The organism is Pseudescherichia sp. L3, from assembly GCF_024656065.1.
Classification (GTDB): Bacteria; Pseudomonadota; Gammaproteobacteria; order Enterobacterales; family Enterobacteriaceae; genus Pseudescherichia.
In genome coordinates this window covers 604,772-627,767 of the sequence record NZ_JANKYC010000002.1, presented here as the reverse complement: position 1 = coordinate 627,767, position 22,996 = coordinate 604,772, and the positions used below count along the sequence as shown (strand labels likewise).

26 protein-coding genes are annotated in these 22,996 nt (G+C 57.1%); 16 read left to right on the top strand and 10 right to left on the bottom strand.

Going from position 1 to position 22,996, the window contains the following annotated elements; genetic code table 11:
* The first annotated feature begins 67 nt into the window (after nt 1-67).
* Nucleotides 68-805 carry an esterase gene (gene yjfP, locus NR795_RS14525; RefSeq protein ID WP_257758590.1) on the top strand — a complete coding sequence of 246 codons (738 nt, stop codon included), beginning with the start codon at nt 68-70 and terminating at the stop codon, nt 803-805.
* Here yjfP and ulaR read toward each other — a convergent pair.
* Nucleotides 802-1,560, bottom strand: coding sequence for an HTH-type transcriptional regulator UlaR (ulaR, locus tag NR795_RS14520; protein WP_257758589.1), 759 nt, complete (start codon nt 1,558-1,560; stop codon nt 802-804). The two genes, yjfP and ulaR, sit on opposite strands and share 4 nt — an antisense overlap.
* 106 nt (nt 1,561-1,666) lie before the next feature.
* Nucleotides 1,667-2,731, bottom strand: a complete 1,065-nt coding sequence (gene ulaG / locus NR795_RS14515) for an L-ascorbate 6-phosphate lactonase (RefSeq protein WP_144816549.1) — start codon at nt 2,729-2,731, stop codon at nt 1,667-1,669.
* Nucleotides 2,732-3,082: 351 nt separating this feature from the next.
* Between ulaG and ulaA the strand changes: the two genes are divergently transcribed.
* Genes ulaA through NR795_RS14485 form a run of 6 tightly spaced genes read left to right on the top strand, consistent with a single transcriptional unit; the run spans nt 3,083 to nt 7,491 of the window.
* Nucleotides 3,083-4,483, top strand: a complete 1,401-nt coding sequence (ulaA, locus tag NR795_RS14510; RefSeq protein ID WP_257758655.1) for a PTS ascorbate transporter subunit IIC — start codon at nt 3,083-3,085, stop codon at nt 4,481-4,483.
* Between the two features lie 12 nt (nt 4,484-4,495).
* The gene (ulaB, locus tag NR795_RS14505) at nt 4,496-4,801 is read left to right on the top strand and encodes a PTS ascorbate transporter subunit IIB (RefSeq protein WP_144816547.1); all 306 of its coding nucleotides are present in this window, start codon (nt 4,496-4,498) and stop codon (nt 4,799-4,801) included.
* 9 nt (nt 4,802-4,810) lie between these two features.
* Nucleotides 4,811-5,278, top strand: a complete 468-nt coding sequence (gene ulaC / locus NR795_RS14500; RefSeq protein ID WP_257758588.1) for a PTS ascorbate transporter subunit IIA — start codon at nt 4,811-4,813, stop codon at nt 5,276-5,278.
* Between the two features lie 13 nt (nt 5,279-5,291).
* A complete protein-coding gene (locus tag NR795_RS14495; RefSeq protein ID WP_257758587.1) occupies nt 5,292-5,942 on the top strand; it encodes a 3-keto-L-gulonate-6-phosphate decarboxylase UlaD in 651 nt (216 codons plus the stop codon).
* A 9-nt stretch (nt 5,943-5,951) separates the two neighbouring features.
* Entirely contained in the window at nt 5,952-6,818 is an 867-nt protein-coding gene (locus NR795_RS14490) for an L-ribulose-5-phosphate 3-epimerase (RefSeq protein ID WP_144816541.1), read from the top strand.
* Nucleotides 6,805-7,491, top strand: coding sequence for an L-ribulose-5-phosphate 4-epimerase (locus NR795_RS14485; RefSeq protein WP_257758586.1), 687 nt, complete (start codon nt 6,805-6,807; stop codon nt 7,489-7,491). The genes NR795_RS14490 and NR795_RS14485 overlap by 14 nt, the downstream gene beginning before the upstream one ends.
* 32 nt (nt 7,492-7,523) lie before the next feature.
* On the opposite strand, the gene NR795_RS14480 is transcribed toward NR795_RS14485, so the two are convergent.
* Nucleotides 7,524-8,645 (bottom strand): MFS transporter, encoded by a 1,122-nt coding sequence (locus tag NR795_RS14480; RefSeq protein ID WP_257758585.1) that lies wholly within the window; start codon nt 8,643-8,645, stop codon nt 7,524-7,526.
* 73 nt (nt 8,646-8,718) lie between these two features.
* Nucleotides 8,719-8,928, bottom strand: coding sequence for a hypothetical protein (locus tag NR795_RS14475; protein WP_257758584.1), 210 nt, complete (start codon nt 8,926-8,928; stop codon nt 8,719-8,721).
* A 367-nt stretch (nt 8,929-9,295) separates the two neighbouring features.
* Here NR795_RS14475 and rpsF point away from each other — a divergent pair, with 367 nt between their 5' ends.
* From rpsF to NR795_RS14450, 5 genes are all read left to right on the top strand, one after another.
* The gene (rpsF, locus tag NR795_RS14470) at nt 9,296-9,691 is read left to right on the top strand and encodes a 30S ribosomal protein S6 (protein ID WP_042388484.1); all 396 of its coding nucleotides are present in this window, start codon (nt 9,296-9,298) and stop codon (nt 9,689-9,691) included.
* Between the two features lie 6 nt (nt 9,692-9,697).
* Nucleotides 9,698-10,012 (top strand): primosomal replication protein N, encoded by a 315-nt coding sequence (gene priB / locus NR795_RS14465; protein WP_042388482.1) that lies wholly within the window; start codon nt 9,698-9,700, stop codon nt 10,010-10,012.
* Between the two features lie 4 nt (nt 10,013-10,016).
* Nucleotides 10,017-10,244, top strand: coding sequence for a 30S ribosomal protein S18 (rpsR, locus tag NR795_RS14460; protein ID WP_000135199.1), 228 nt, complete (start codon nt 10,017-10,019; stop codon nt 10,242-10,244).
* A 41-nt stretch (nt 10,245-10,285) separates the two neighbouring features.
* On the top strand, nt 10,286-10,735 hold the full coding sequence (rplI, locus tag NR795_RS14455; RefSeq protein WP_042388480.1) for a 50S ribosomal protein L9: 450 nt from the start codon (nt 10,286-10,288) through the stop codon (nt 10,733-10,735).
* A 155-nt stretch (nt 10,736-10,890) separates the two neighbouring features.
* A complete protein-coding gene (locus NR795_RS14450; protein ID WP_257758583.1) occupies nt 10,891-11,820 on the top strand; it encodes a DMT family transporter in 930 nt (309 codons plus the stop codon).
* Nucleotides 11,821-11,905: 85 nt separating this feature from the next.
* On the opposite strand, the gene NR795_RS14445 is transcribed toward NR795_RS14450, so the two are convergent.
* Entirely contained in the window at nt 11,906-12,547 is a 642-nt protein-coding gene (locus NR795_RS14445) for a LysM-like peptidoglycan-binding domain-containing protein (RefSeq protein ID WP_144816533.1), read from the bottom strand.
* Between the two features lie 232 nt (nt 12,548-12,779).
* On the opposite strand from NR795_RS14445, the gene fklB reads away from it, so the two are divergent.
* Together fklB and cycA are read left to right on the top strand one after the other, a co-directional pair.
* Nucleotides 12,780-13,400 carry an FKBP-type peptidyl-prolyl cis-trans isomerase gene (gene fklB / locus NR795_RS14440; RefSeq protein WP_042388474.1) on the top strand — a complete coding sequence of 207 codons (621 nt, stop codon included), beginning with the start codon at nt 12,780-12,782 and terminating at the stop codon, nt 13,398-13,400.
* 311 nt (nt 13,401-13,711) lie between these two features.
* Nucleotides 13,712-15,124, top strand: coding sequence for a D-serine/D-alanine/glycine transporter (gene cycA, locus NR795_RS14435; RefSeq protein ID WP_144816531.1), 1,413 nt, complete (start codon nt 13,712-13,714; stop codon nt 15,122-15,124).
* 48 nt (nt 15,125-15,172) lie between these two features.
* Here the strand turns inward: cycA and ytfE are convergent, their stop codons facing one another.
* Nucleotides 15,173-15,835, bottom strand: a complete 663-nt coding sequence (gene ytfE, locus NR795_RS14430) for an iron-sulfur cluster repair protein YtfE (protein ID WP_257758582.1) — start codon at nt 15,833-15,835, stop codon at nt 15,173-15,175.
* A gap of 178 nt (nt 15,836-16,013) precedes the next feature.
* Here ytfE and NR795_RS14425 point away from each other — a divergent pair, with 178 nt between their 5' ends.
* Entirely contained in the window at nt 16,014-17,585 is a 1,572-nt protein-coding gene (locus tag NR795_RS14425) for a methyl-accepting chemotaxis protein (protein WP_144816527.1), read from the top strand.
* A gap of 40 nt (nt 17,586-17,625) precedes the next feature.
* On the opposite strand, the gene NR795_RS14420 is transcribed toward NR795_RS14425, so the two are convergent.
* From NR795_RS14420 to NR795_RS14410, 3 genes are all read right to left on the bottom strand, one after another.
* Nucleotides 17,626-18,564: a DMT family transporter gene (locus tag NR795_RS14420; RefSeq protein ID WP_257758581.1), complete on the bottom strand. Its 939-nt coding sequence runs from the start codon at nt 18,562-18,564 to the stop codon at nt 17,626-17,628.
* 75 nt (nt 18,565-18,639) lie between these two features.
* Complete coding sequence (locus NR795_RS14415) at nt 18,640-19,464, bottom strand: AraC family transcriptional regulator (RefSeq protein WP_257758580.1); 825 nt, start codon at nt 19,462-19,464, stop codon at nt 18,640-18,642.
* Nucleotides 19,465-19,544: 80 nt separating this feature from the next.
* Nucleotides 19,545-20,393 (bottom strand): SDR family oxidoreductase, encoded by an 849-nt coding sequence (locus NR795_RS14410; protein WP_257758579.1) that lies wholly within the window; start codon nt 20,391-20,393, stop codon nt 19,545-19,547.
* A gap of 89 nt (nt 20,394-20,482) precedes the next feature.
* Here NR795_RS14410 and NR795_RS14405 point away from each other — a divergent pair, with 89 nt between their 5' ends.
* Nucleotides 20,483-20,869 (top strand): helix-turn-helix domain-containing protein, encoded by a 387-nt coding sequence (locus NR795_RS14405; RefSeq protein ID WP_144816519.1) that lies wholly within the window; start codon nt 20,483-20,485, stop codon nt 20,867-20,869.
* Nucleotides 20,870-20,915: 46 nt separating this feature from the next.
* Here NR795_RS14405 and NR795_RS14400 read toward each other — a convergent pair whose 3' ends face one another.
* Nucleotides 20,916-22,862, bottom strand: coding sequence for a bifunctional 2',3'-cyclic-nucleotide 2'-phosphodiesterase/3'-nucleotidase (locus NR795_RS14400; protein ID WP_257758578.1), 1,947 nt, complete (start codon nt 22,860-22,862; stop codon nt 20,916-20,918).
* Nucleotides 22,863-22,996 lie beyond the last annotated feature (134 nt).

Sequence of the window (22,996 nt, the reverse complement as noted above, 5' to 3'; positions counted from 1 at the left end):
CGCAGCGGCAGCGGCTTGCGTAGAGCAGGGGGACGTGGCATACCAAGGGCTTTATCAGGAGATCGCCATGATTGAACTTGAAACGCGCCAGCTGGCAGGCATTGAGATCCTGCACGCCGCACCCACCGGAAAACTCACCGTTCCCCTGCCTACGGTGGTGTTTTATCACGGCTTTGGCTCATCAAAGCTGGTTTACAGCTACTTCGCCGTTGCGCTGGCGCAGGCAGGTTTTCGGGTCGTGATGCCCGATGCGCGCGATCACGGAGCACGTTTTAACGGTGACGAGCAGGCGCGGCTGGGTCAGTTCTGGCAGATCCTACAGAGCAACTTTGATGAGTTTCCGGCGCTGCGGGATGCGCTGGCGCATGAAGGCTGGGTTGCAGAGGAGCGTCTGGCGGTGGGCGGCGCGTCAATGGGTGGCATGACGGCGCTTGGCCTGATGTCGCATCACCCAGAGCTGGTGTGCGTCGCCAGCCTGATGGGATCCGGCTACTTTACCTCACTTTCCCAAACGCTGTTCCCCCCGCGCGCAGAGACGGCCGCGGAGCTTAGCGAGATTGTCGCCCCGCTGGCCGACTGGGACGTGGCGGATCGTTTGGCACAGCTTGCTTCCCGTCCGCTGCTGCTGTGGCACGGTGAAGACGATGACGTCGTCCCGGCGGCTGAATCGTACCGCCTGCATCGGGCGCTACAGGATGCAGGCCTGGATCGGCATCTTACCTGCCGCTGGGAGGCGGGGGTTCGCCATCGCATCACCCCAGCGGCACTGGAGGCGGCAATAGGCTTCTTTAATGCGCATCTTTAAACACGCATCACCTTAACGCCCTGCGCCTCAAGCTGCTTAACAATCTCCGGGCTGGCCTGCTTGCCGGTGATCACGATATCGATCTGGTCAGCGCGGCTAAAGAGCATTCCGGCGCGCTCGCCGACCTTGCTGCTGTCCACCAGCACCACCAGCTTGCCCACAACGTTAAGCATCTTCTGTTCGGCCATCGCCGTCAGCATATCGGTTTTATAGAGGCCGTCGGCGGTCAGACCGATGCCGCTGGTAAACATCCAGTGCCCGGCATAGAGGCTGTTTTCGCTGCCCTGCGGGCTCAGGGTAATGGACTGGCTCTTGTTGTACTGCCCGCCCATGATCACCACGCTCTCGTGCTCCTGATCGATCAGGTAGTTCGCCAGTGGCAGGTAGTTAGTGATGATCTGGATCGGCCTGCCGCACATTTCACGGCCCAGTAAAAAGGCCGTTGAACCGCAGTTGATCACCACGCTTTCGCCCGCGCTGACCAGCATCGCCGCCGCTTTAGCGATACGCATTTTCTCATCAAGATGCTGCGCCTGATGGATGTTCATTGGCGACCAGCGCGGTCGCTGCTGGCTAATGATGGCCTCTGCGCCGTTGCGGACCTTTTTTAGCCTGCCGCTCTCATCAAGTTTATTAATGTCGCGACGCGCCGTAGCGGGAGAGACGCCAAGCCGGTCAATGACCTGCTCTACGGTCACAAACCCGGTCTGCGCCAGCTGTTCAAGTAAAATTTGGTGTCGTTGCGCTTCCGTCATGAGCTATGCCGATTAAACATGATTTTTTACGATATTATTTGAAATAGTCGTGAATTACTAAGCCTACAGCGAAAAAGTGCCGGGCTTAGCCGGCACGCTCTGCGCTTTACAGGAAGGATTTAAACGGCAGGTCAGGCTCGCAGGTAAAGCAGTCGTCAAACCCGCGTGGGAAGTGGAACTCAAAGTTATCCTTGTCCAGCGGCCAGGTGAACTTGCCGCCCGGCTGCCAGATAAAGGGCTTAAAGCCATACTTCAGGCGATCTTTTTTCATCTCCCACAGGACACGGATCTCCTGCGGATCGGCCTGGAAGTTTGACCAGATATCGTGATGGAACGGAATAACCACTTTGCTGTTCAGCGCTTCCGCCATGCGCAGGATATCGGCGCTGGTCATCTTATCGGTAATGCCGCGCGGGTTCTCGCCGTAGGATCCCAGCGCAACGTCTATCTGATGCTCGTTGCCATGCTTCGCATAGTAGTTGGAGTAGTGGGAGTCGCCGCTGTGGTACAGGGAGCCGCCCGGGGTCTTGAACAGATAGTTTACGGCGCGCAGATCCATGCCGTCCGGCAACACGCCTGCGGCTTTTTGATCCACCGGTAGGGTGATCAGCGCCGTACGGTCGAAGGCATCCAGGGCGTGGATCTCAATATCCTTCACCTTCACCACGTCACCGGGTTTCACGACGATGCAGCGCTCCCGGGGCACGCCCCAGCCGACCCACAGATCGACGCAGGTTTGCGGCCCGATAAAGGGTACGTCGCTGGCGCAGTTCTGCATCACGGCGGCGGCGACGTTAACGTCGATATGATCGTTGTGATCGTGTGTGGCCAGTACGGCGTCGATCTCACGGATAGCAAAAGGATCGAGCACAAACGGCGTGGTGCGCAGGTTTGGCTGAAGCTTTTTCACGCCAGCCATGCGCTGCATCTGATGGCCCTTTTTCATCAGCGGGTTGCCATGGCTCTGCTTACCCGTACCACACCAGAGATCGACACAGACGTTAGTGCTGCCCTCTGATTTAAGCCAGATCCCGGTGCAGCCCAGCCACCACATAGCAAAGGTGCCAGGAGCGACGCGCTCCTGCTCAATCTCTTCATTTAGCCAGCTACCCCACTCTGGAAAGGTACTCAGGATCCAGGATTCACGGGTAATGGTCTCCACTTTACTCATCGCGCTACTCCTTACAGGTAGTCAATATAAATCATTTTATGATTACTTTTGATTTATGTTGTCACCGTTTTATCAACAGCGCAACGGAAAAATGTGGCTTAAAAAAAGCGTCAAGATAAGACGTTCCGACGCCAATCCTGCTTTAAATATGCCATTTGTTAATTAAATAACTGATTTTAATGATTATTATATACATACATTTATTGTCGTATGTAATGTAGGGAAATAAATTGCGTGGCGTATCACAAATAATCATATTCAATCTTTTTGTGATTATTTCTGATGGGTAGAGTAGTGGCACACTCTGTGATGGGTCGCAAGATCCGCTACATTCACTCTCTGGAGAGCGTTATGGAGACCCTCTACACCCTCTTTACCGTGTTCTTTAACCAGGTCATGACCAACGCCCCGCTGCTGCTGGGCATTGTCACCTGCCTGGGCTATATGCTGTTGCGTAAAAGCGTGAGCGTTATTATCAAGGGCACGATCAAAACGATCGTCGGTTTTATGCTTCTACAGGCCGGATCCGGGATCCTTACCAGCACCTTTAAACCGGTCGTAGCCAAAATGTCAGAGGTCTACGGCATTAACGGTGCCATCTCTGATACCTACGCCTCTATGATGGCCACTATCGACCGCATGGGAGATGCCTACAGCTGGGTGGGTTATGCGGTGCTGTTGGCGCTGGCGCTAAATATTATTTACGTCCTTTTCCGGCGCATCACCGGTATCCGCACCATTATGCTGACTGGCCACATCATGTTTCAGCAGGCGGGGTTGATCGCGGTCTCCTTCTATATCTTTGGCTATCCGATGTGGACCACCATTATCTCTACCGCCGTGCTGGTCTCCCTCTACTGGGGGATCACCTCGAACATGATGTACAAGCCGACCCAGGAGGTCACCGACGGCTGTGGTTTCTCCATCGGTCATCAGCAGCAGTTCGCCTCCTGGATTGCCTATAAAGTTGCCCCCTATTTGGGCAAAAAAGAGGAGAGCGTTGAGGATCTTAAGCTGCCGGGCTGGCTGAATATCTTCCATGACAACATCGTCTCAACGGCCATTGTGATGACGATTTTCTTTGGCGCCATTCTGCTCTCCTTCGGCACCGACGTGGTTCAGGCGATGGCGGGTAAAACTCACTGGACTATCTATATCCTGCAAACCGGTTTCTCCTTCGCAGTTGCCATCTTCATCATCACTCAGGGCGTGCGCATGTTTGTCGCCGAGCTCTCTGAGGCGTTTAACGGTATCTCCCAGCGGTTGATCCCTGGCGCCGTGCTGGCGATTGACTGTGCGGCAATCTATAGCTTCGCGCCGAACGCGGTGGTGTGGGGCTTTATATGGGGCACCCTCGGCCAGCTGATCGCGGTTGGCATCCTGGTGGGCTGCGGCTCGTCCATCCTGATCATTCCAGGCTTTATTCCGATGTTCTTCTCAAACGCCACCATTGGCGTCTTTGCCAACCACTTTGGCGGCTGGCGCGCGGCGCTAAAAATCTGCCTGGTTATGGGGATGATTGAAATCTTCGGCTGCGTGTGGGCGGTGAAGCTTACAGGTATGAGCGCCTGGATGGGCATGGCGGATTGGTCAATTCTGGCACCGCCAATGATGCAGGGCTTCTTCTCAATCGGTATCGCTTTTATGGCCGTCATTTTGCTTATTGCGCTGGCCTATATGTTCTTCGCAGGACGCTCGCTGCGTGCTGAAGAAGATGCAGAAAAACAACTGACAAAACAGTCTGCTTTATAAGGAGTTTTGGTTATGACCGTACGTATTCTGGCTGTATGTGGTAATGGGCAAGGCAGCTCCATGATCATGAAAATGAAAGTGGATCAGTTTTTAACCGAGGCAAATATTGATCACACGGTGAACAGCTGCGCAGTAGGGGAATATAAAAGTGAACTGAACGGCGCGGACATCATCATTGCCTCTACCCATATCGCCGGTGAAATTTCCGTTTCCGGCAATAAGTATGTGGTTGGCGTACGCAACATGCTGTCGCCTGCTGATTTCGGCCCGAAGCTGCTGGAGGTGATCAAAGAGCACTTCCCGCAGGATGTGAAGTAAGGACACCTCATGAAACTACGTGATTCGCTGGCACAGAACCACTCTATTCGTTTGCAGGCAGAAGCTGAAACCTGGCAAGACGCCGTAAAAATAGGTGTCGACCTGCTGGTGGCTGCCGACGTGGTGGAGCCGCACTATTACCAGGCCATTCTCGACGGCGTCGAGCAGTTTGGTCCCTATTTTGTGATCGCCCCAGGGCTGGCCATGCCCCATGGCCGCCCGGAGGAGGGCGTCAAAAAAACGGGTTTTGCCCTGGTGACCCTGAAGAAGCCGCTGGCGTTTAACCACGACGATAACGACCCGGTCGATATCCTGATCACGATGGCGGCCGTCGATGCCAATACCCATCAGGAGGTCGGCATCATGCAGATCGTTAATTTATTTGATGATGAAGCCAATTTTGATCGCTTACGTGCCTGCCGTACCGAGCAGGAGGTTCTTGATTTAATTGATAACGCCACTGCGGCGGCAGTTTAAAAGGAAGACGACGATGCCATTACCGATGTTACAGGTCGCGCTGGATAACCAGACCCTCGCCGATGCTTATGCCACTACACGGCTGATTGCGGAAGAGGTAGATATTATTGAAGTGGGTACCATCCTCTGCGTAGGGGAAGGGGTACGTGCAGTACGCGATCTTAAGGCGCTCTATCCACATAAAATTGTGCTGGCCGACGCTAAAATTGCCGATGCCGGGAAGATCCTCTCGCGTATGTGCTTTGAGGCCAAAGCCGACTGGGTCACGGTGATCTGCTGTGCGGATATCAACACCGCCAAAGGCGCGCTCGACGTCGCCCACGAGTTTAACGGCGATGTGCAGATCGAGCTGACCGGCTTCTGGACGTGGGAGCAGGCGCAGGCCTGGCGGGAAGCGGGCATTCAGCAGGTAGTCTACCACCGCAGCCGTGATGCGCAGGCGGCGGGCGTTGCCTGGGGCGAGGCGGATATCAGCGCGATCAAACGCCTGGCGGACATGGGCTTTAAGGTCACCGTCACCGGCGGTCTGGCGCTGGAAGATCTGCCGCTGTTTAAGGGCATTCCCATCCACGTGTTTATCGCCGGGCGCAGCATCCGCGACGCTGCCGATCCGGTGCAGGCCGCGCGGCAGTTTAAACGCTCAATCGCCCAGCTGTGGGGTTAAGGAGCGGCTATGCTGTCGAAAACTGTGCCGCTTGGCATCTATGAAAAAGCGCTCCCTGCTGGGGAGTGCTGGTACGAACGTCTTACTCTGGCGAAAACGCTGGGCTTCGACTTTGTTGAAATGTCGATCGACGAAACCGACGCCCGGCTGGCTCGGCTGAGCTGGAGCCAGGAGCAGCGTCTGGCGCTGGTAAAAGCGGTTGCCGACACCGGGGTGCGGGTTCCCTCCATGTGCCTGAGCGCCCATCGCCGCTTTCCGCTGGGCAGTGAAGATGACGCGGTGCGCACCCAGGGGCTGGAGATTATGCGTCGCGCCATTCAGCTGGCGCAGGACGTCGGTATCCGCGTGATCCAGCTGGCGGGCTATGACGTCTACTATCAGCAGGCCAACGACGAGACGCGCCGCCGTTTTCGCGATGGTTTGAAGGAGAGCGTCGAGATGGCCAGCCGTGCGCAGGTCACGCTGGCGATGGAGATCATGGACTACCCCCTGATGAACTCTATCAGCAAAGCGCTTGGCTATACCCACTACCTGAACAACCCTTGGTTCCAGCTCTATCCGGATATCGGCAACCTCTCGGCATGGGACAACGACGTGCAGATGGAGCTGCGGGCGGGCAGCGGGCATATCGTGGCGGTGCACGTGAAGGATACGCAACCCGGCGTCTTTAAAAACGTTCCCTTCGGCAGCGGCGTGGTGGATTTTGAACGCTGCTTCCGCACGCTGAAAGAGAGCGGCTATTGCGGGCCTTATTTGATCGAGATGTGGAGCGAGACGGCGGCCGATCCGCTTCAGGAGGTGGCCGCGGCGCGGGCATGGGTATGCGAGCGTATGGCGCGCGCCGGACTGCTGGAGGATGGCCATGCAGCAGCTTAAACAGCAGGTTTTAGCCGCCAATCTGGATCTGCCGCGCTACGGCCTGGTGACCTTTACCTGGGGTAACGTCAGCGCCATCGACAGAGCGCGTGGGCTGGTGGCCATCAAGCCCAGCGGCGTGTCCTATGACGCGCTGAAGGCTGACGATATCGTAATAGTGGATCTGCAAGGCGACGTTGTGGAGGGCACATTGCGACCCTCTTCCGATACCGCTACCCATCTGGCGCTCTATCGCCGCTATCCCTCCCTCGGCGGGGTGGTGCATACCCACTCCACGCACGCCACCGCCTGGGCGCAGGCCGGGCTGGCGATCCCGGCGCTGGGCACTACCCATGCAGACTACTTCCTGGGAGATATCCCCTGCACGCGGGCGTTAACCGAGCAGGAGGTGCAGGGTGAGTATGAGCTGAACACAGGCAGGGTGATTATCGAAACGCTGAAGGAGGGCGAGCCGCTGCATACCCCAGGCGTGGTGGTGTATCAGCACGGTCCCTTTGCCTGGGGCAAAGATGCGCACGATGCGGTGCACAACGCGGTAGTGATGGAGGAGGTGGCGCGGATGGCGTGGATCGCACGCAGCATCAACCCTGGTCTGAAGCCCATCGATGGCTATCTGATGGATAAACACTTTATGCGTAAGCATGGCGCACACGCCTACTATGGGCAAAAGTAGTGGGCAAAAGTAGTGGGCAGAAGTAAACGTGCTTAATGCTGCTGGTATGCCGCAGGAGTGAGCCGCATACCCAGCAGCGTAATCACGCAGATGATGGCCCCCGCGTAGAAGGTGGAGGCAGCGCCCAGTGTCTCCCACAGAATGCCCGCGCCGGTGCTGGCCAGCAGCATCGCGATGCCGCTAATGAGATTAAACATGCCAAAGGCGGTCCCGCGCAGCGCCGACGGGGCGGTGTGGGCGATCATGGCAGCCAGCAGGCCCTGGGTCATACCCATATGGATCCCCCACAGGCCAACGCCGATCAGCAGCGTACTCCAGTGCTGGCTGAGTGCCAGGGTGATGTCAGCGGCAATAAGTACCAGCAGCCCGGCTTGTAACAGGCCGCTATGGCTCATGCGGTCTGAGAGCTTGCCAAACGGATAGGCCGTCACGCTGTAGACCAGATTCATGGCGACCATGACCAGTGGGATAGCGAAAAGCGGAATCTCCATCTGATTGGCGCGCAGAACAAGAAACGCCTCGCTAAAGCGTGCAAGGGTAAAGATGGCTCCTAAGCCCACGACCCACCAGTAGGCGGGACTAAGCTGTTTTAGGCTCTCCCGGCGCAGCGGGTTAGTACGCTTATGGGCAACGGGGGTCTTTGGCTCGCTCAGGCCAAACCAGAGCAGGGCGATGGACATGACGCCCGGAATAACCGCCACCCAGAAGATAGCCTGAAAATCGTTGTGCCAGAGAAACATCAGCGCCACCGCCAGCAGCGGCCCGAGAAAGGCGCCCACGGTATCCAGCGACTGACGTAGTCCGTAAGCCGCGCCGCGGATCTCCGGCGGTGTAACGTCGGCCACCAGCGCATCCCGCGGCGCACCGCGAATGCCTTTGCCGACGCGGTCGATCATCCGCGCAGTAAGAATCATGCCCGATGAGCCTGCGAGGGCGAAGAGTGGCTTGCTTAATGCGCCAAGGCCGTAGCCGAGCATGGCCAGCCCTTTGCGTTTACCAAGGTAGTCGCTGAGCACGCCAGAAAAGACTTTAATAATCAGGGCGGTGGCTTCGGCTAGCCCCTCAATGATGCCGATAATAATCACGCTGGCACCGAGGGTGGTGGCCATAAACAGCGGCAGCAGGCTGTGGATCATCTCTGATGAGACATCCATAAGCAGGCTAACGCCGCCGAGAACCCAGACGCCTTGCGGAATACGACTCAGCGTCGAGGAGCGGTATTCGGTTTTAGTCCTTTGCAGCGTGTGCCTCGCTCTGTTGCGTTGGGGGCTGGTCGGCTTCGCCGTCAGCGGCGTGATTGTGGTTTATATATACTACGCCTAAGCTCATCACGTCATCCATATTACGTTCCGGATGCGGATCGACATAGATGCCCGCCGTTGCGCTGGTACTCAGCAGCAACGCGGTCAGTAACAAAATAGTGATTCTTTTCATCATATTGCACCCCAACTCACCCATCAACAACTCTCTGATGCGCGATCGTAGAGGAGACGTTCCTCACTCGCGTTCGGGCTTATATAAAGTGTATGTCCTGGCGGGCAAACTCACCGCGATCGTTTCTGTTGTAGTTGCGCAAAAAAGTTGTGCAAAAATTCACCGCAATGCTGATTGACCAAGCTTAGCCTCGCCAGAAAAGGGCGCTTTACGCTTTGTGCGAATTATTTGTGCAATCACCTTGAGTTCGTCAGGCTTCGCAAGTATGATTACGCGTCAATTTTTCAGCCGCCTTTCAAACACGTTCCTTGCTTCCATGGGCCGCGGCTGACCCTGACAGGAGGCTGAATAATCCGTAAGGAGCAATTCGATGCGTCATTACGAAATCGTTTTTATGGTCCATCCTGACCAGAGCGAACAGGTTCCGGGCATGATCGAGCGTTACACTGGTGCTATTACTGCAGCAGAAGGCACGATCCACCGTCTGGAAGACTGGGGCCGCCGTCAGCTGGCTTATCCGATCAACAAACTGCACAAAGCACACTACGTTCTGCTGAACGTTGAAGCGCCGCAGGAAGCGATCGATGAGCTGGAAACTAACTTCCGCTTCAACGATGCCGTTATCCGCAGCATGGTTATGCGTACCAAAAACGCTGTTACTGAAGCATCTCCGATGGTTAAAGCGAAAGACGAGCGCCGTGAGCGTCGCGATGATTTCGCTAACGAAACCGCAGATGCTGAAGATGCTGGGGATTCTGAAGAGTAATTTCTGATGACCAACCGTCTGGTGTTGTCCGGCACCGTGTGCAGGATGCCCCTTCGCAAGGTCAGCCCATCAGGAATACCTCACTGCCAGTTCGTGCTTGAGCACCGCTCTGTGCAGGAGGAAGCCGGTTTTCACCGGCAGGCGTGGTGTCAAATGCCTGTAATAATCAGCGGGCAAGAGAACCAGGCCATTACTCACAGTATAACGGTCGGTAGCGCAGTTACCGTGCAGGGGTTCATTAGCTGCCATAAGGCAAAGAATGGCCTGAGCAAACTGGTTCTGCATGCCGAGCAGATTGAATTGATAGATTCTGGAGACTAGCCAAATGGCACGTTATTTCCGTCGTCGCAAGTTCTGCCGTTTCACCGCGGAAGGCGTTCAAGAGATCGACTATAAAGATATCGCAACGCTGAAAAACTACATCACCGAAAGCGGTAAGATTGTCCCAAGCCGTATCACCGGTACCCGTGCAAAATACCAGCGTCAGCTGGCTCGCGCTATCAAACGCGCTCGCTACCTGTCCCTGCTGCCGTACACTGATCGTCATCAGTAATCGGGCACGGTCCATTAATACGACTTTGAGAGGATAAGGTAATGCAAGTTATTCTGCTTGATAAAGTAGCAAACCTCGGTAGCCTGGGTGACCAGGTTAACGTTAAAGCGGGCTACGCTCGTAACTTCCTGGTACCACAGGGCAAAGCTGTTCCTGCTACCAAGAAAAACGTTGAATTCTTCGAAGCACGCCGTGCTGAACTGGAAGCTAAACTGGCTGACGTTCTGACCGCTGCTGAAGCTCGCGCTGAGAAAATCAACGCACTGGGCACCGTTACCATCGCGTCTAAAGCAGGCGACGAAGGTAAACTGTTCGGTTCCATCGGTACTCGCGACATCGCTGATGCTGTAACTGCAGCTGGCGTTGACGTAGCTAAGAGCGAAGTTCGCCTGCCGAACGGCGTTCTGCGTACTACCGGTGAGCACGAAGTGGACTTCCAGGTTCACAGCGAAGTGTTTGCTAAAGTTATCATCAACGTGGTTGCTGAGTAATCTGCGACTCTCGTTTGAGATAACACCGAAACGCCTGCCTCGTGCAGGCGTTTTGCTTTTTGCGACCCCGCCGACACTCCCAACGGTGCTGGGTATCAATTCCTCACCCCTTCACTGATAATAAATCAAAACACGATTTTAATTTTGGTGAGGAAATGGAAACAGTCTCTTCAGTACCGGTTTTCGCCCGTAGAAACGTCGCCTACGCCGGGGCTACGCTCTGCTGTCTGCTCTGGGGCAGCTCCTATCCCGCCATTAAGAGCGGCTATGAACTCTTTGCTATCGCCACCGACGATATCCCCTCGAAGATCGTCTTTGCTGGCTATCGCTTTCTGTTTGCCGGTGTTCTGCTGCTGCTGTTTGCCATGGCGCAGCGCAAACCCATCGCCCGGCTCAGCCAGCGCCAGTATGGGCAGATCGCTATTCTCGGTCTAACGCAAACCTCGATTCAGTACATCTTCTTCTATATCGGCCTCGCGTTTACCACCGGGGTGAAAGGCTCAATCATGAACGCCACGGGCACCTTCTTCAGCGTGCTGCTGGCCCACCTTATCTATAAAAATGACAGGCTCAGCTACAACAAGAGCATCGGCTGCGTGCTGGGCTTTGCCGGGGTGATGCTGGTGAACGTCAACCCTTCGCTGCTGGATTTCAGCTTTAGCATGATGGGGGACGGTTTTGTGGTACTGGCGGCGTTTATACTGTCGGCCTCGATGCTGTATGGTAAACGCATCTCGCAAACCGTCGATCCAACGGTAATGACCGGCTGGCAGCTGGCGTTTGGCGGTGGGGTATTGGTGCTGGGGGGCTATCTTACCGGCGGCACGCTGGCGGTGCATAGCATGAAGGCGGCGGTGCTCCTCGGCTATCTGACGCTGCTCTCATCCATCGCCTTTGCCCTGTGGAGCGTTCTGCTGAAGTACAACCGCGTCAGCATGATTGCGCCGTTTAACTTTGTCGTCCCGGTGGCGGGCACGGTGCTGTCGGCGATCTTCCTTGGGGAGAATATCCTGGAGATGAAATACGCCATTGCGCTGGTGCTGGTCTGCTCGGGGATCTGGTGGGTTAATAAACCCAAAGCATGAATCGGGAAAACGCCGGATGGCGCTTCGCTTATCCGGCCTACAACAGAGATCGCCCCATTAAGCATCCGTGCTACTGGGCATAATATTAGCGGGCGCGGATAAAGCTGCCGTTGGCCTGGCGGGTAAACAGCACGTCGCCATCGCCGGTTTCAATCGTCAGGCCGGTAACCACACCGCTGGCGTTCTGGCGGATCTTCACCACCTGACCGGTTTGCAGCGTGCTGAGCGGCTTGCCGTTGCCCTCGACCTGTGCCATCGCGTAAACATCCGTTGCTGGCAGGTTATGATCGCGGAACAGCTGGGCCAGGGTTTGACCCGATGCGATGCGATAGGTCCGCCACTGCTGATCGATACCCCCTGACTCCTGGAAAGGCTGCACGACACTGTTCTGTGTCGGCTGCGGCTGCGTCTCTTCCGGCTGCTCCTGCTCCTGGATCGGCTCCGGGGCCACCGGTGCAACCAGCTGGGGATCGCTCACCGTAGGCGCTAGCTGCGGCTGGGCGTTGGTGGACGGCTGGGAAGGGGCGATATCCAGCTGCGCGTCGCGCCTGACGGGCGCATCATCGCCGCTGTCCCCGGAAGGTAGCAAAAGGCCGATGACTACAAGCAGCGCCGCAATGATGATGCCGCGACGGTGCGCAGGGGGCAGCGGATCCATAATGCGAAAGTTATCCGGCGCGTACCAGATTTTCGCCAGAGTCGGTTTCAGTGCAAATCGCCCGGGCATGGCTTTCCTCCTGCTCCGCGTCGTTATTTTCCTGTATCACTGAGTATAGATTGCTAACTGCCTGACTCGCGTAGTAAAGCGCTCTTTCGTGACCTGGGATCGGGAATAATCTTACCCCTCTCTATTGTTTCTTTTTCGCTGCGATTTGTCACCCTCCCTGCGACAAAGTTTTACCCGGTGCGGCGTGGCTGCTATGCTGCCCGCTACTTTTAATACGATGAAAGGAAAACCCATGACAACCCCGACGTTTGACACTATCGAAGCACAGGCAAGTTACGGTATCGGCCTGCAGGTAGGCCAGCAGCTGAGCGAGTCTGGCCTCCAGGGCCTGCTGCCGGAAGCGCTGGTTGCCGGTATTGCCGACGCGCTGGCAGGTAAACAGCCTGCTGTGCCGGTGGATGTTGTTCATCGTGCGCTGCGTGAAATTCACGAGCGTGCCGATGCGGTGCGTCGCGAGCGTTTTGCCGCGATGGCTGAAGAGGGCGTGAAGTATCTGGACGAGAACCGCGAGCGTGAAGGCGTGAACAGCACCGAATCTGGCCTGCAGTTCCGCGTGATCAAGCAGGGCGAGGGCGCTATCCCGGCGCGTACCGACCGCGTGCGCGTGCACTACACCGGTAAGCTGACGGACGGTTCAGTCTTTGACAGCTCCGTCGCCCGTGGCGAGCCGGCTGAGTTTCCGGTTAACGGCGTGATCCCAGGCTGGATCGAAGCGCTGACCCTGATGCCGGTAGGCTCTAAGTGGGAGCTGACCATTCCGCAGAACCTGGCCTACGGCGAACGTGGCGCGGGCGCATCAATCCCGCCGTTCAGCACCCTGGTGTTTGAAGTCGAGCTGCTGGAAATCCTGTAACGCCGCTAAACGATTCCTCTCCCCAAACGGGGGGAGGAAGCCACACCTCCGCATATCCTCCACGCTTTACATAAATGTCGATACTTAATCTTGCAAATGCTTTTTTTGCGTGTATTTTTGTGAGCCAAATCAAGTTAGGGTTGTGATATCACACTCATTTTTAACATAAGTGTAACATTGCTTTTAAATCGCAGTGTTCATCCCTCCGATTCTTACCTAATATCGATGAGTCCACATTCAGGCGCCCTGCGCGTCAGCAATGAAAGGCCAGAAGAGCCTCAACAACACAGACAGGTACAGGAAATAAACACATGGTAGATCAAATCAAAGTCGCTACCGACGAGCAGGCCCCGGCCGAGCCGTCGCTACGGCGTCATCTCACTAACCGTCATATTCAGCTTATTGCCATTGGGGGTGCCATCGGTACCGGGCTGTTTATGGGATCGGGTAAAACAATCAGTCTTGCCGGCCCGTCGATCATATTTGTGTATATGATCATCGGCTTTATGCTCTTTTTCGTGATGCGCGCCATGGGCGAGCTGCTGCTGTCGAACCTTGAGTACAAGTCGTTCAGCGACTTTGCCGCCGATCTGCTTGGCCCGTGGGCGGGCTACTTTACCGGCTGGACCTACTGGTTCTGCTGGGTAGTGACCGGTATGGCGGACGTAGTGGCCATCACCGCCTACGCCCAGTTCTGGTTCCCTGGCCTGTCGGACTGGGTAGCCTCGCTGGCGGTGATTGGGCTGCTGTTGAGCCTTAACCTGGCGACGGTGAAGCTGTTCGGCGAGATGGAGTTCTGGTTTGCGATGATTAAAATCGTCGCCATCGTGTCGCTGATTATCGTCGGCGTGGTAATGGTCATGATGAACTTCCAGTCGCCTACCGGCGTTGAGGCCTCTTTTACCCACCTGTGGGATGACGGCGGCTGGTTCCCGAAAGGGCTGAGCGGCTTCTTTGCTGGCTTCCAGATTGCGGTCTTTGCCTTTGTCGGTATCGAGCTGGTGGGCACCACGGCGGCGGAAACGAAGGATCCAGAGAAGTCACTGCCGCGCGCGATTAACTCTATCCCTATCCGTATCATTATGTTCTACGTCTTCGCGCTGATTGTGATCATGTCCGTGACGCCGTGGAGCTCCGTAGTACCGAACAAAAGCCCGTTTGTGGAGCTGTTTGTGCTGGTGGGTCTGCCAGCGGCGGCGAGCATCATCAACTTTGTGGTGCTGACCTCGGCAGCCTCTTCGGCGAACAGCGGCGTCTTCTCCACCAGCCGGATGCTGTTTGGCCTGGCCCAGGACGGCGTGGCACCAAAGAGCTTCGGCAAGCTGTCGAAGCGCGCCGTACCGGCAACCGGCCTGACCTTCTCCTGCATCTGCCTGCTGGGCGGCGTGGTGATCCTCTACGTTAACCCGAGCGTGATTGAAGCGTTCACCATGATCACCACCGTGTCGGCGATCCTGTTTATGTTCGTCTGGACCATTATTCTCTGCTCGTATCTGGTCTACCGTAAGCGCCGTCCGGAGCTGCACGCGAAGTCCATCTATAAGATGCCGCTGGGCAAGGTCATGTGCTGGGTATGCATGGCGTTCTTCGCCTTTGTGCTGGTGCTGCTGACCCTGGAAGAGGATACCCGTCAGGCGCTGATCGTTACGCCGCTGTGGTTTGTGGTGCTGGGGGCGTTCTGGCTGCTAGTCGGCAAGAAGCGCGTAGAGAGTTTCCGCAAATAACAGAGTCTGTAGGCCCGGCAGGCGTAGCGCCGCCGGGCAATACAAGGTTTACTCCCCCGCTAGCGCACGCGGGAAGAGCACGTTATTCTCCAGGCTGATGTGCTCCATCAGATCGTCAATCAGCTCGTTAATCCCGTTATACATCGCTTTCCACGTTGTGCAGGCCTCCGGCGGCGGCGTTACGTTATGAGTGGTGTGCTTGATCACCTCCAGCAGCTCGCCCGCCTCATCATGCTCGCTCTCCATTACGCTAACTGGTCCCGCCGCATGGCTGCCCTGACCCTGTTTGATCATGGGAAAGAGGATCCGCTCCTCTTTCATCATGTGATTAGTGAGCTCCTCATGCAGCATGGTCAGGTATTTGGCCAACCCGCGCGGCACGTTCGGTTTATCGGCGTGTACGCGCTCAACCTTAGTGGCCTGAAGGATCAGCTCCGGCAGCTGCTCGCGGTGCCTGTCGTGATAGCGGACGATGATATGATCGATAATCTCGGCCAGCGGGGCCACGCGCCACTCTTTGTCCACCGGCTGCTCGGCCAGCTTCGTCAGCGCGGCCTCGATTTCTTCAACGTTTAGCGCTTTACGCTGGGCTGCACGGGCCAGCGTCTGCTTACCGCCGCAGCAGTAGTCCATATCGTACTGACGGAACAGGGCCGAGGCCCGAGGGATAGAGAGCGCCAGCTCACCTAAAGATTGATCGCGAAAGGCCATAGCAGTTACCTCGATGTGTAAATAATAAGATGTATTTTAAATACATCTTTAGAAAGGCGCTATAACCCTTTAGCGGCAGGGGTAAAAATGAGATGTACTTCACAATTTTGTTCAAGAAGCGGCCACGACTGCCGATAGATACAGGCCAGACAATATCCTGCATCCTAAAAGGCAATATATGTTTAAACGTATGAAAGTCATTACCCTGTTGATTTCAGTCCTGCTGGCGCTAGGCGTCATGCAGCTGATCTCAGCCAGCGTGTTCATTACCGCGCTCAATAACGATAAAGATAATTTCAATGTTTCTCAGCTCTCCAGCCAGAACGTGGCCGAGTTTACCGACGCATGGATTAGCCTGAACCAGGCCCGCGTGACCCTCAACCGGGGCATGCTGCGTCTGCAAAGCAGCGAGGCAAGCCAGATTAACGGCGGGCAGCTCAGCGAGCTGGTCACCATCGCGAAAAACCTGCTGGCAGAGGCGAAGGACCATTACGACAAATACTATGCGCTGCCGGAAACCCCGGGAATGGATGAGCGCATGGCTGACCGTCTGGAAGAGCAGTATCGCAACTACTCTACGACCCTGACCCAGATGAATACCCTGCTGGCGCAGGGCGATCTGGCTGGAATGTTCAAACAGAACGCCGAGCAGAAACAGAAAGCGATGCAGGCGGTATACCGTGAATGGCGTCAGGCGCAGGCAGATCTGGCCAGCAAAGGCGTGAAAGATAACGAGAGCGACTACAAACGTATTCTGTGGATCCTCTCAGCCATCATGCTGGTGGTGATCGCCGTGATTATTACCAGCTGGATTGCGATGCGCCGCGTGCTGCTCCAGCCGCTGGATGAGGTGCTCGGTCACATCCGCGCTATCGCCGCAGGCGATCTGACCCGGCCGATTGCTGCCGAAGGCAAAAACGAAATGGCGCTGCTGGCGCATAACGTGAAGGAGATGCAGACGGCGCTGGCGAACACGGTTGGCGTGGTGCGTGGCGGAGCTGACGTGATCTATACCGGGGCGAGCGAGATCTCCACCGGCAGCAACGATCTCTCTTCCCGTACCGAACAGCAGGCGGCCTCTCTGGAAGAGACGGCGGCCAGCATGGAGCAGCTGACGGCGACCGTGAAGCAGAATGCCGACAACGCTCGTCAGGCTTCCCGTCTGGCGCTGGATGCCTCCTCTACCGCGAAGAGAGGCGGCAGCGTCGTAGAGAGCGTGGTGCGGACGATGGATGAGATCGCCACCAGCTCCCATAAGATTGCCCAGATCACCAACGTGATTGACGGAATTGCTTTCCAGACCAACATCCTGGCGCTGAACGCAGCGGTAGAAGCGGCTCGTGCTGGTGAGCAGGGCCGGGGCTTTGCCGTTGTCGCCGGCGAGGTACGTACCCTTGCCCAACGCAGCGCCCAGGCGGCGAAAGAGATTAAAGGCCTGATTGATGACTCTGGCGACCGCGTTGACGCAGGCTCTGCGCTGGTGAATCAGGCCGGGGAGACCATGGCAGAGATTGTTAGCGCCGTCACCCGTGTGACCGACATCATGGGCGAAATTGCCTCTGCTTCTGATGAGCAGAGCCGTGGTATCGATCAGGTCGGCCAGGCGGTAGCAGAGATGGACCGCGTAACCCAGCAGAACGCCTCGCTGGTGCAGGAGTCTGCCGCCGCCGCCGCCGCGCTGGAGGAGCAGTCTGCCCGCCTGAGCGAGGCAGTAGCGGTGTTTAAGATCGCTCGTGAAGGCAGCCGCTAATATTCTGATAACGTGCCGGGCGGCACTGCGTTTGCCCGGCCTACTGCACCGGTTTTCCCCTTACGGCCAGCGTGACACCCACGACCAGCAGCAGAATACCGGATGCGGTCAGCACGGGCGGCAGGCTTTGGCGCAGCAGGAAGGTATAGAGCAGTCCTGCTAATGTTTCGAAGACAATCAGCGGACCTAAAATCACCGTCGGCAGCTTCTGGCTGGCGATATTCCAGCACAGCGCACCCACCCACGAGCAGAGCACGGCGATCGCCACCATTAATCCAATGAATACCCAAGGGCGCGGTCCAAACGGCAGCGCAAAGTCAGGCCGATCCAGTTTTAACCAGCCGCATACCGCGACGTAGCCAATCAGCGAGACGGGCAGGGTCACCAGCGCCTGCGCCGTGGCCCACATCATCGGGTTTTTATCCGGATTCTCCCGCAGCCAGCGGGCGTTGCGCAGCGCATACCACGCCCAGCAGACCACTGAGATAGCGGCAAGCAGAATACCAGAGACGTAGCGCCATCCGTCCATATTTGCCACACCGTGCTGCAGTTCGGCGACGTTCACGCATGCCAGGCCAATAGCGATACACACGAGCGCGGGCACCATCTTCGACCAGGCCAGCTTGCCATCGCGATGGCTGTAGAGCAGGTTGGCAAAAACCGGGATCACCACCGGCAGCGTGCCGATAATCATGGTGGAGACAGGCGCGCCGGTACGTTGAATGGCGCTTGCCAGGCAGGCGTAATAGACCAGGTTGCCCATCAGGGTCAGTGCCAGCGCGGTGAGCCAGTCCCGGCGGGTTAGCTTTTGCAGGCGTTTACGCCCGAGCCACGCCAGCGGCACGGCGATCAGCCCCAGCGCCAGGTAGCGCCCCATCGACTGCAACAGCGCCGGGTACTCTGGCACAATCAACGGCCCGACAAAAATCAATCCCCACATTAAGCCTGCAAGCAGGGCATACAGCACGCCGCTAATCATTTTCTCATCTACCTCATTTGAACCAGCACGCAGTGTAGAGAGACCCAATGCAGGCGTATTGTACGAGATTGCGCATTAGCGCCGGGCCACCTGTTTCTGATAGCGCACCGGGGTAATGCCGTAGCGGCGGGTAAAAGTGCGAGTGAGGTGCGACTGATCGGTCAGGCCGGTAACGGCCGCAACCTCGGCAGCGGGCATGCCGTGGGTAAGAAAATCTTTCGCCCGCCAGAGGCGGATCGCCATCAGCATCTGGTGTGGCGTGACGTGGAAGTGAGCTTTAAACTGGCGCTGAAAGTGGTATGGACTCAACGAGACGACCTGCGCCAGCTCGTCTAGCGTCAGGGAGTGCATATAGTTGTCGTGCAGGTAGTCGCGAACGCGCTCAAAACGGTGGGCACCCTCTGCCAGAGCGGGCGCATGGCGGGCCAGCGGGCGAAAGGTATCAATCAGATCCAGCAGCAGCCCCTGCTGCGCCAGCGCATCGTCGCTGTGCCAGAGGCTGTGGATCAGGGTACAGATTTGCCGGGAGCGGAGCGGATCGTAGCGGGTCGCGTCGGCGAACCACCAGTGGCGGATACCGGTCACCTGCTCCAGCAGATCCGGCTCAAGGTAGATCATTCGGTATCGCCAGCCGTCGTCGGCTGCCGCCTCGCCGGTGTGAAGTTCATCAGGGTTCATGGTGACGACCGAGCGAGCCGGGGCGACATGCTGTGCGCCGCGATAGCGAAAACGCTCTGCGCCGGCCTCTATAGTGCCGATGCCAAAGGCTTCGTGAGTATGAGGTTCAAAGGCGTAGCGGGAGATATGCGCATGATAAAGCTCCACGCCAGGAAGCTGCGCCAGATGGCGAAAGCGGGCGCTGTCTCTCTCATCGCTGAACTGCTCCGGTACACCTTGCACTGGCTCTCTCCACGCGGGTCATCGCTTCATTATCAGGAATGACCCGCCGGGATGCCACAAAAATTAACGACGCTGTAACGTCAGACGATTGCACGAATGCTGTCGCGAATCGGCGTGGTAGGGCGGCCAATCAGCGTGCTCAGCGTGCGGCTGCTGTCAAACAGGCCGCCTTTTGCCGCACCCGCGTCAGAGTCCGCCAGCAGGTTAGCAAACGCCTCCGGCAGGCCTGCGCCTTTCAGGGCAGCAGCAAAGTCGGCTTCGCTCAGGTTTTGATAAACCACCGGTTTGCCGCTCTGCTTGCTGAGCTCGGCCGCCAGCTCGCTGAGAGTCCAGGACTCGTCGCCCGCCAGCTCGTACACCTTGCCCGCGTGGCCTTCACTACTGATGACTTTAGCCGCCGCTGCCGCATAGTCACCACGGGTGGCGGAGGCGATTTTGCCCTCGCCGGCGGAGCCGATGAATACGCCGTGCGCTAACGCCGCCGGGGCGCTGGCCAGATAGTTTTCGCTATACCAGCCGTTACGCAGCAGGGCGTAGGGAATGCCAGAGGCCGCCAGATACTGCTCGGTATCCACGTGCTCAACGTGCAGGCCCAGCGGAGATCGATCGGCATGCAGCAGACTGGTGTAGGCAATGAATTTTACGCCTGCCGCCTTCGCTGCATCGATAACGTTGCGGTGCTGAACCGCGCGCTGGCCCACTTCGCTAGAAGAGATCAGCAGCAGCTTATCAACGCCCTCCAGGGCGGCGGTGAGCGCTGCCTGGTCACCATACTCGGCCTGGCGCACAATAACGCCCTGTTGAGCCAGGGTTTCGGCTTTCGCTGGGTTACGCACGATGGCCACCAGCTGGCTGGCGGGAACGGTTTTCAGCAGTTCGGTAAGGGTGAGCTGGCCCAGGTGGCCGGTTGCGCCGGTAATTGCAATCATGGAATTTTCCTTCTTGTGGGTAGTGAGTTATGGCACACTAGCACTCTAACTAACTTTTAGTAAGTACGTACAAAAAGGTAAGTATGAAAATGGCGACTACGCCTCAAACGCTGAGTGAACGACTGCGCGAAGGAAACCTGTTCGCCGAGCAGTGCCCCTCCCGGGATGTGCTTAAACACCTGACCAGCCGCTGGGGCGTGCTGGTGATGGTGGCCCTGCGCGACGGTACGCATCGCTTTAGCGATCTGCGCCGCAAGATGGGCGGCGTCAGCGAGAAGATGCTGGCGCAAACCCTGCAGTGGCTGGAGCAGGACGGCTTTATCAACCGGGTGGCTTATCCGGTCGTGCCGCCGCACGTTGAGTACAGCCTGACGCCGCTGGGTGAAGAGGTGAGCGAGAAGGTGGCCGCGCTCGCCGACTGGATCGAGCTGAACCTGCCGGAGGTGCTGGCGAGGCGCGACGAGCGGGCGGCGTAGGGGGAGGAAAACGCCCGGCGGCGCTCACGCTTGCCGGGCCTACGGGTTACTTCGCGTTTAGATTAACTTTGTAGATGGCGAACCCAATGTCGTCGCTGCCGACCTGAGTCATCGGGTACTGGGCCTTCTCTTTGATAAACGCTGCTGCTTTAGCGGAGGGGGAGGTCTCAAAGCGAATATCCAGCGGCGTGTCGCTGTGGATCGGAGCAAGACGCCAGTTGTTGTCTGCCGCCGGGTGGATTGCTTTCGTGCGGGCTGACTCAGCGCTAATCCAGGCTGCCAGCACGGCGCGGTTCTCATCCGGCGAAGCAAACGCAATGTGGCTGTCGCCGGTCCCGGCAAATTTGCCGCCGTAGGCGCGATAGTTATTGGTCGCTACCAGGAAAGTGGCGTTGGGATCGATAGGTTTGCCGTTGAAGGTTAGCTTTTTGATACGCTCTGCCTGCGGATTCAGGCTCTGGCACTCACCGTCGTACCGCGCGGGCTGGGTCACGTCGACCTGGTAATTAACGCCGTCAATCACGTCGAAGTTATAGGTCCGGAAGGTATCCCAGTTAATCAGCGACTGCGGTTTGCTGCTGTGGGGATCGATCTGGTTAAACTGCCCGGCAGAGCACTCCAGCCACTCCTTTACCTCTTTGCCGCTTGCCTTCACCACCACCAGCGTATTGGGGTAGAGGTAGAGATCGGCGGCATTACGGAAGGTCAGCTGGCCCTTCTCGACCTCAACAAAGCTGGCCGGGTCGTTTTTGCGGCCGCCAGCTTTAAAGGGCGCGGCAGCGGAGAGCACCGGCAGTGAGGCCAGATCCGGATCGCCCTGAATATAGTGCTCAACGTAGGCCTTCTGCGCCATGTTGACTACCTGCACGGTGGGATCGTCCTGCACCAGGGAGAGATAGCTGTACATGTTATCGGCGGACTGCCCGATAGGCTTGCCGACAAACTCGCGGGTGGCATCATGGGATGCTTTGAGAACGGATACCAACTTGCTGTCCTCTGCCGCCAGCGACCTCTTCGCCGCCGCGTCGTAGATAGGGCGGGCCTCGGCGCGCGAGTGGGTTACCTTCCACGTGCCGCTATCGTTATTCAATACCAAATCGACCACGCCAAGATGATCGCCCCACATGCCTGGCATTACCGCCGGTACGCCGTTCAGGGTGCCGTTGGCGATATCTGCGCCTTTAATTGCGGCAAAATCTTTACCGGGAAATACCGCGTGGGCGTGGCCAAAGAGGATGGCGTCAACGCCGGGTACTTCACTGAGATAGTAAACCGAGTTCTCCGCCAGCGCCTTATAGGGCTCTGCCGACAGCCCGGAGTGAGCGATTACTACCACTACGTCCGCCCCTTTGCTGCGCATCTCTGGAACATACTTGCGCGCGGTTTCGGTAATATCGTTCACCGTCACCTTGCCGCTGAGGTTGGCCTTATCCCAGGTCATGATCTGCGGCGGCACAAAGCCGATATAGCCAATACGCAGGGTCTGTGTCTTGCCCTCTTTATCCTTAACCGTGGTCTCTTTAATCAGGTAGGGGGTAAACAGCGGCTGCTGGGTTTTTACGTCAATAATATTGGCGTTCACGTAGGGAAATTTCGCTCCCGCCAGCGCACGGTGCAGGTAATCCAGCCCGTAGTTAAACTCATGGTTGCCGAGGTTACCTACCGCATAATCGAGGCTGTTCATCGCTTTATAAACGGGATGCACCTCGTTCGGGCTTAACCCTTTTGCCGCCATATAATCCCCCAGCGGGCTGCCCTGAATCACGTCGCCGTTATCTACCAGCACGCTGTTCGTGGCCTCCTGGCGGGCGGCATTAATCAGCGTAGCGGTGCGTACCAGGCCGAACTTCTCCGTTGGCGTATCCTTGTAGTAGTCAAAGTCCATCATGTTGCTATGCAGATCGGTCGTTTCCAGCAGGCGGAGATCCACGGTGGCGGCCTGGGCCCCGACCGCCGTCAGCATGGCCAGGAACGTTGCACTAAACTTAATCATCAGAGCGTCCTTTTAGATCTAGTCCACAAAAGAAAATGTATTTACATCTGGTTGCTTACAGATTTGTGAATCTTGCCATAAAAGTGAGCAATAAAACCGCAGGCGTGGTCACAGATGGCAGTTCTGGTCGTGAT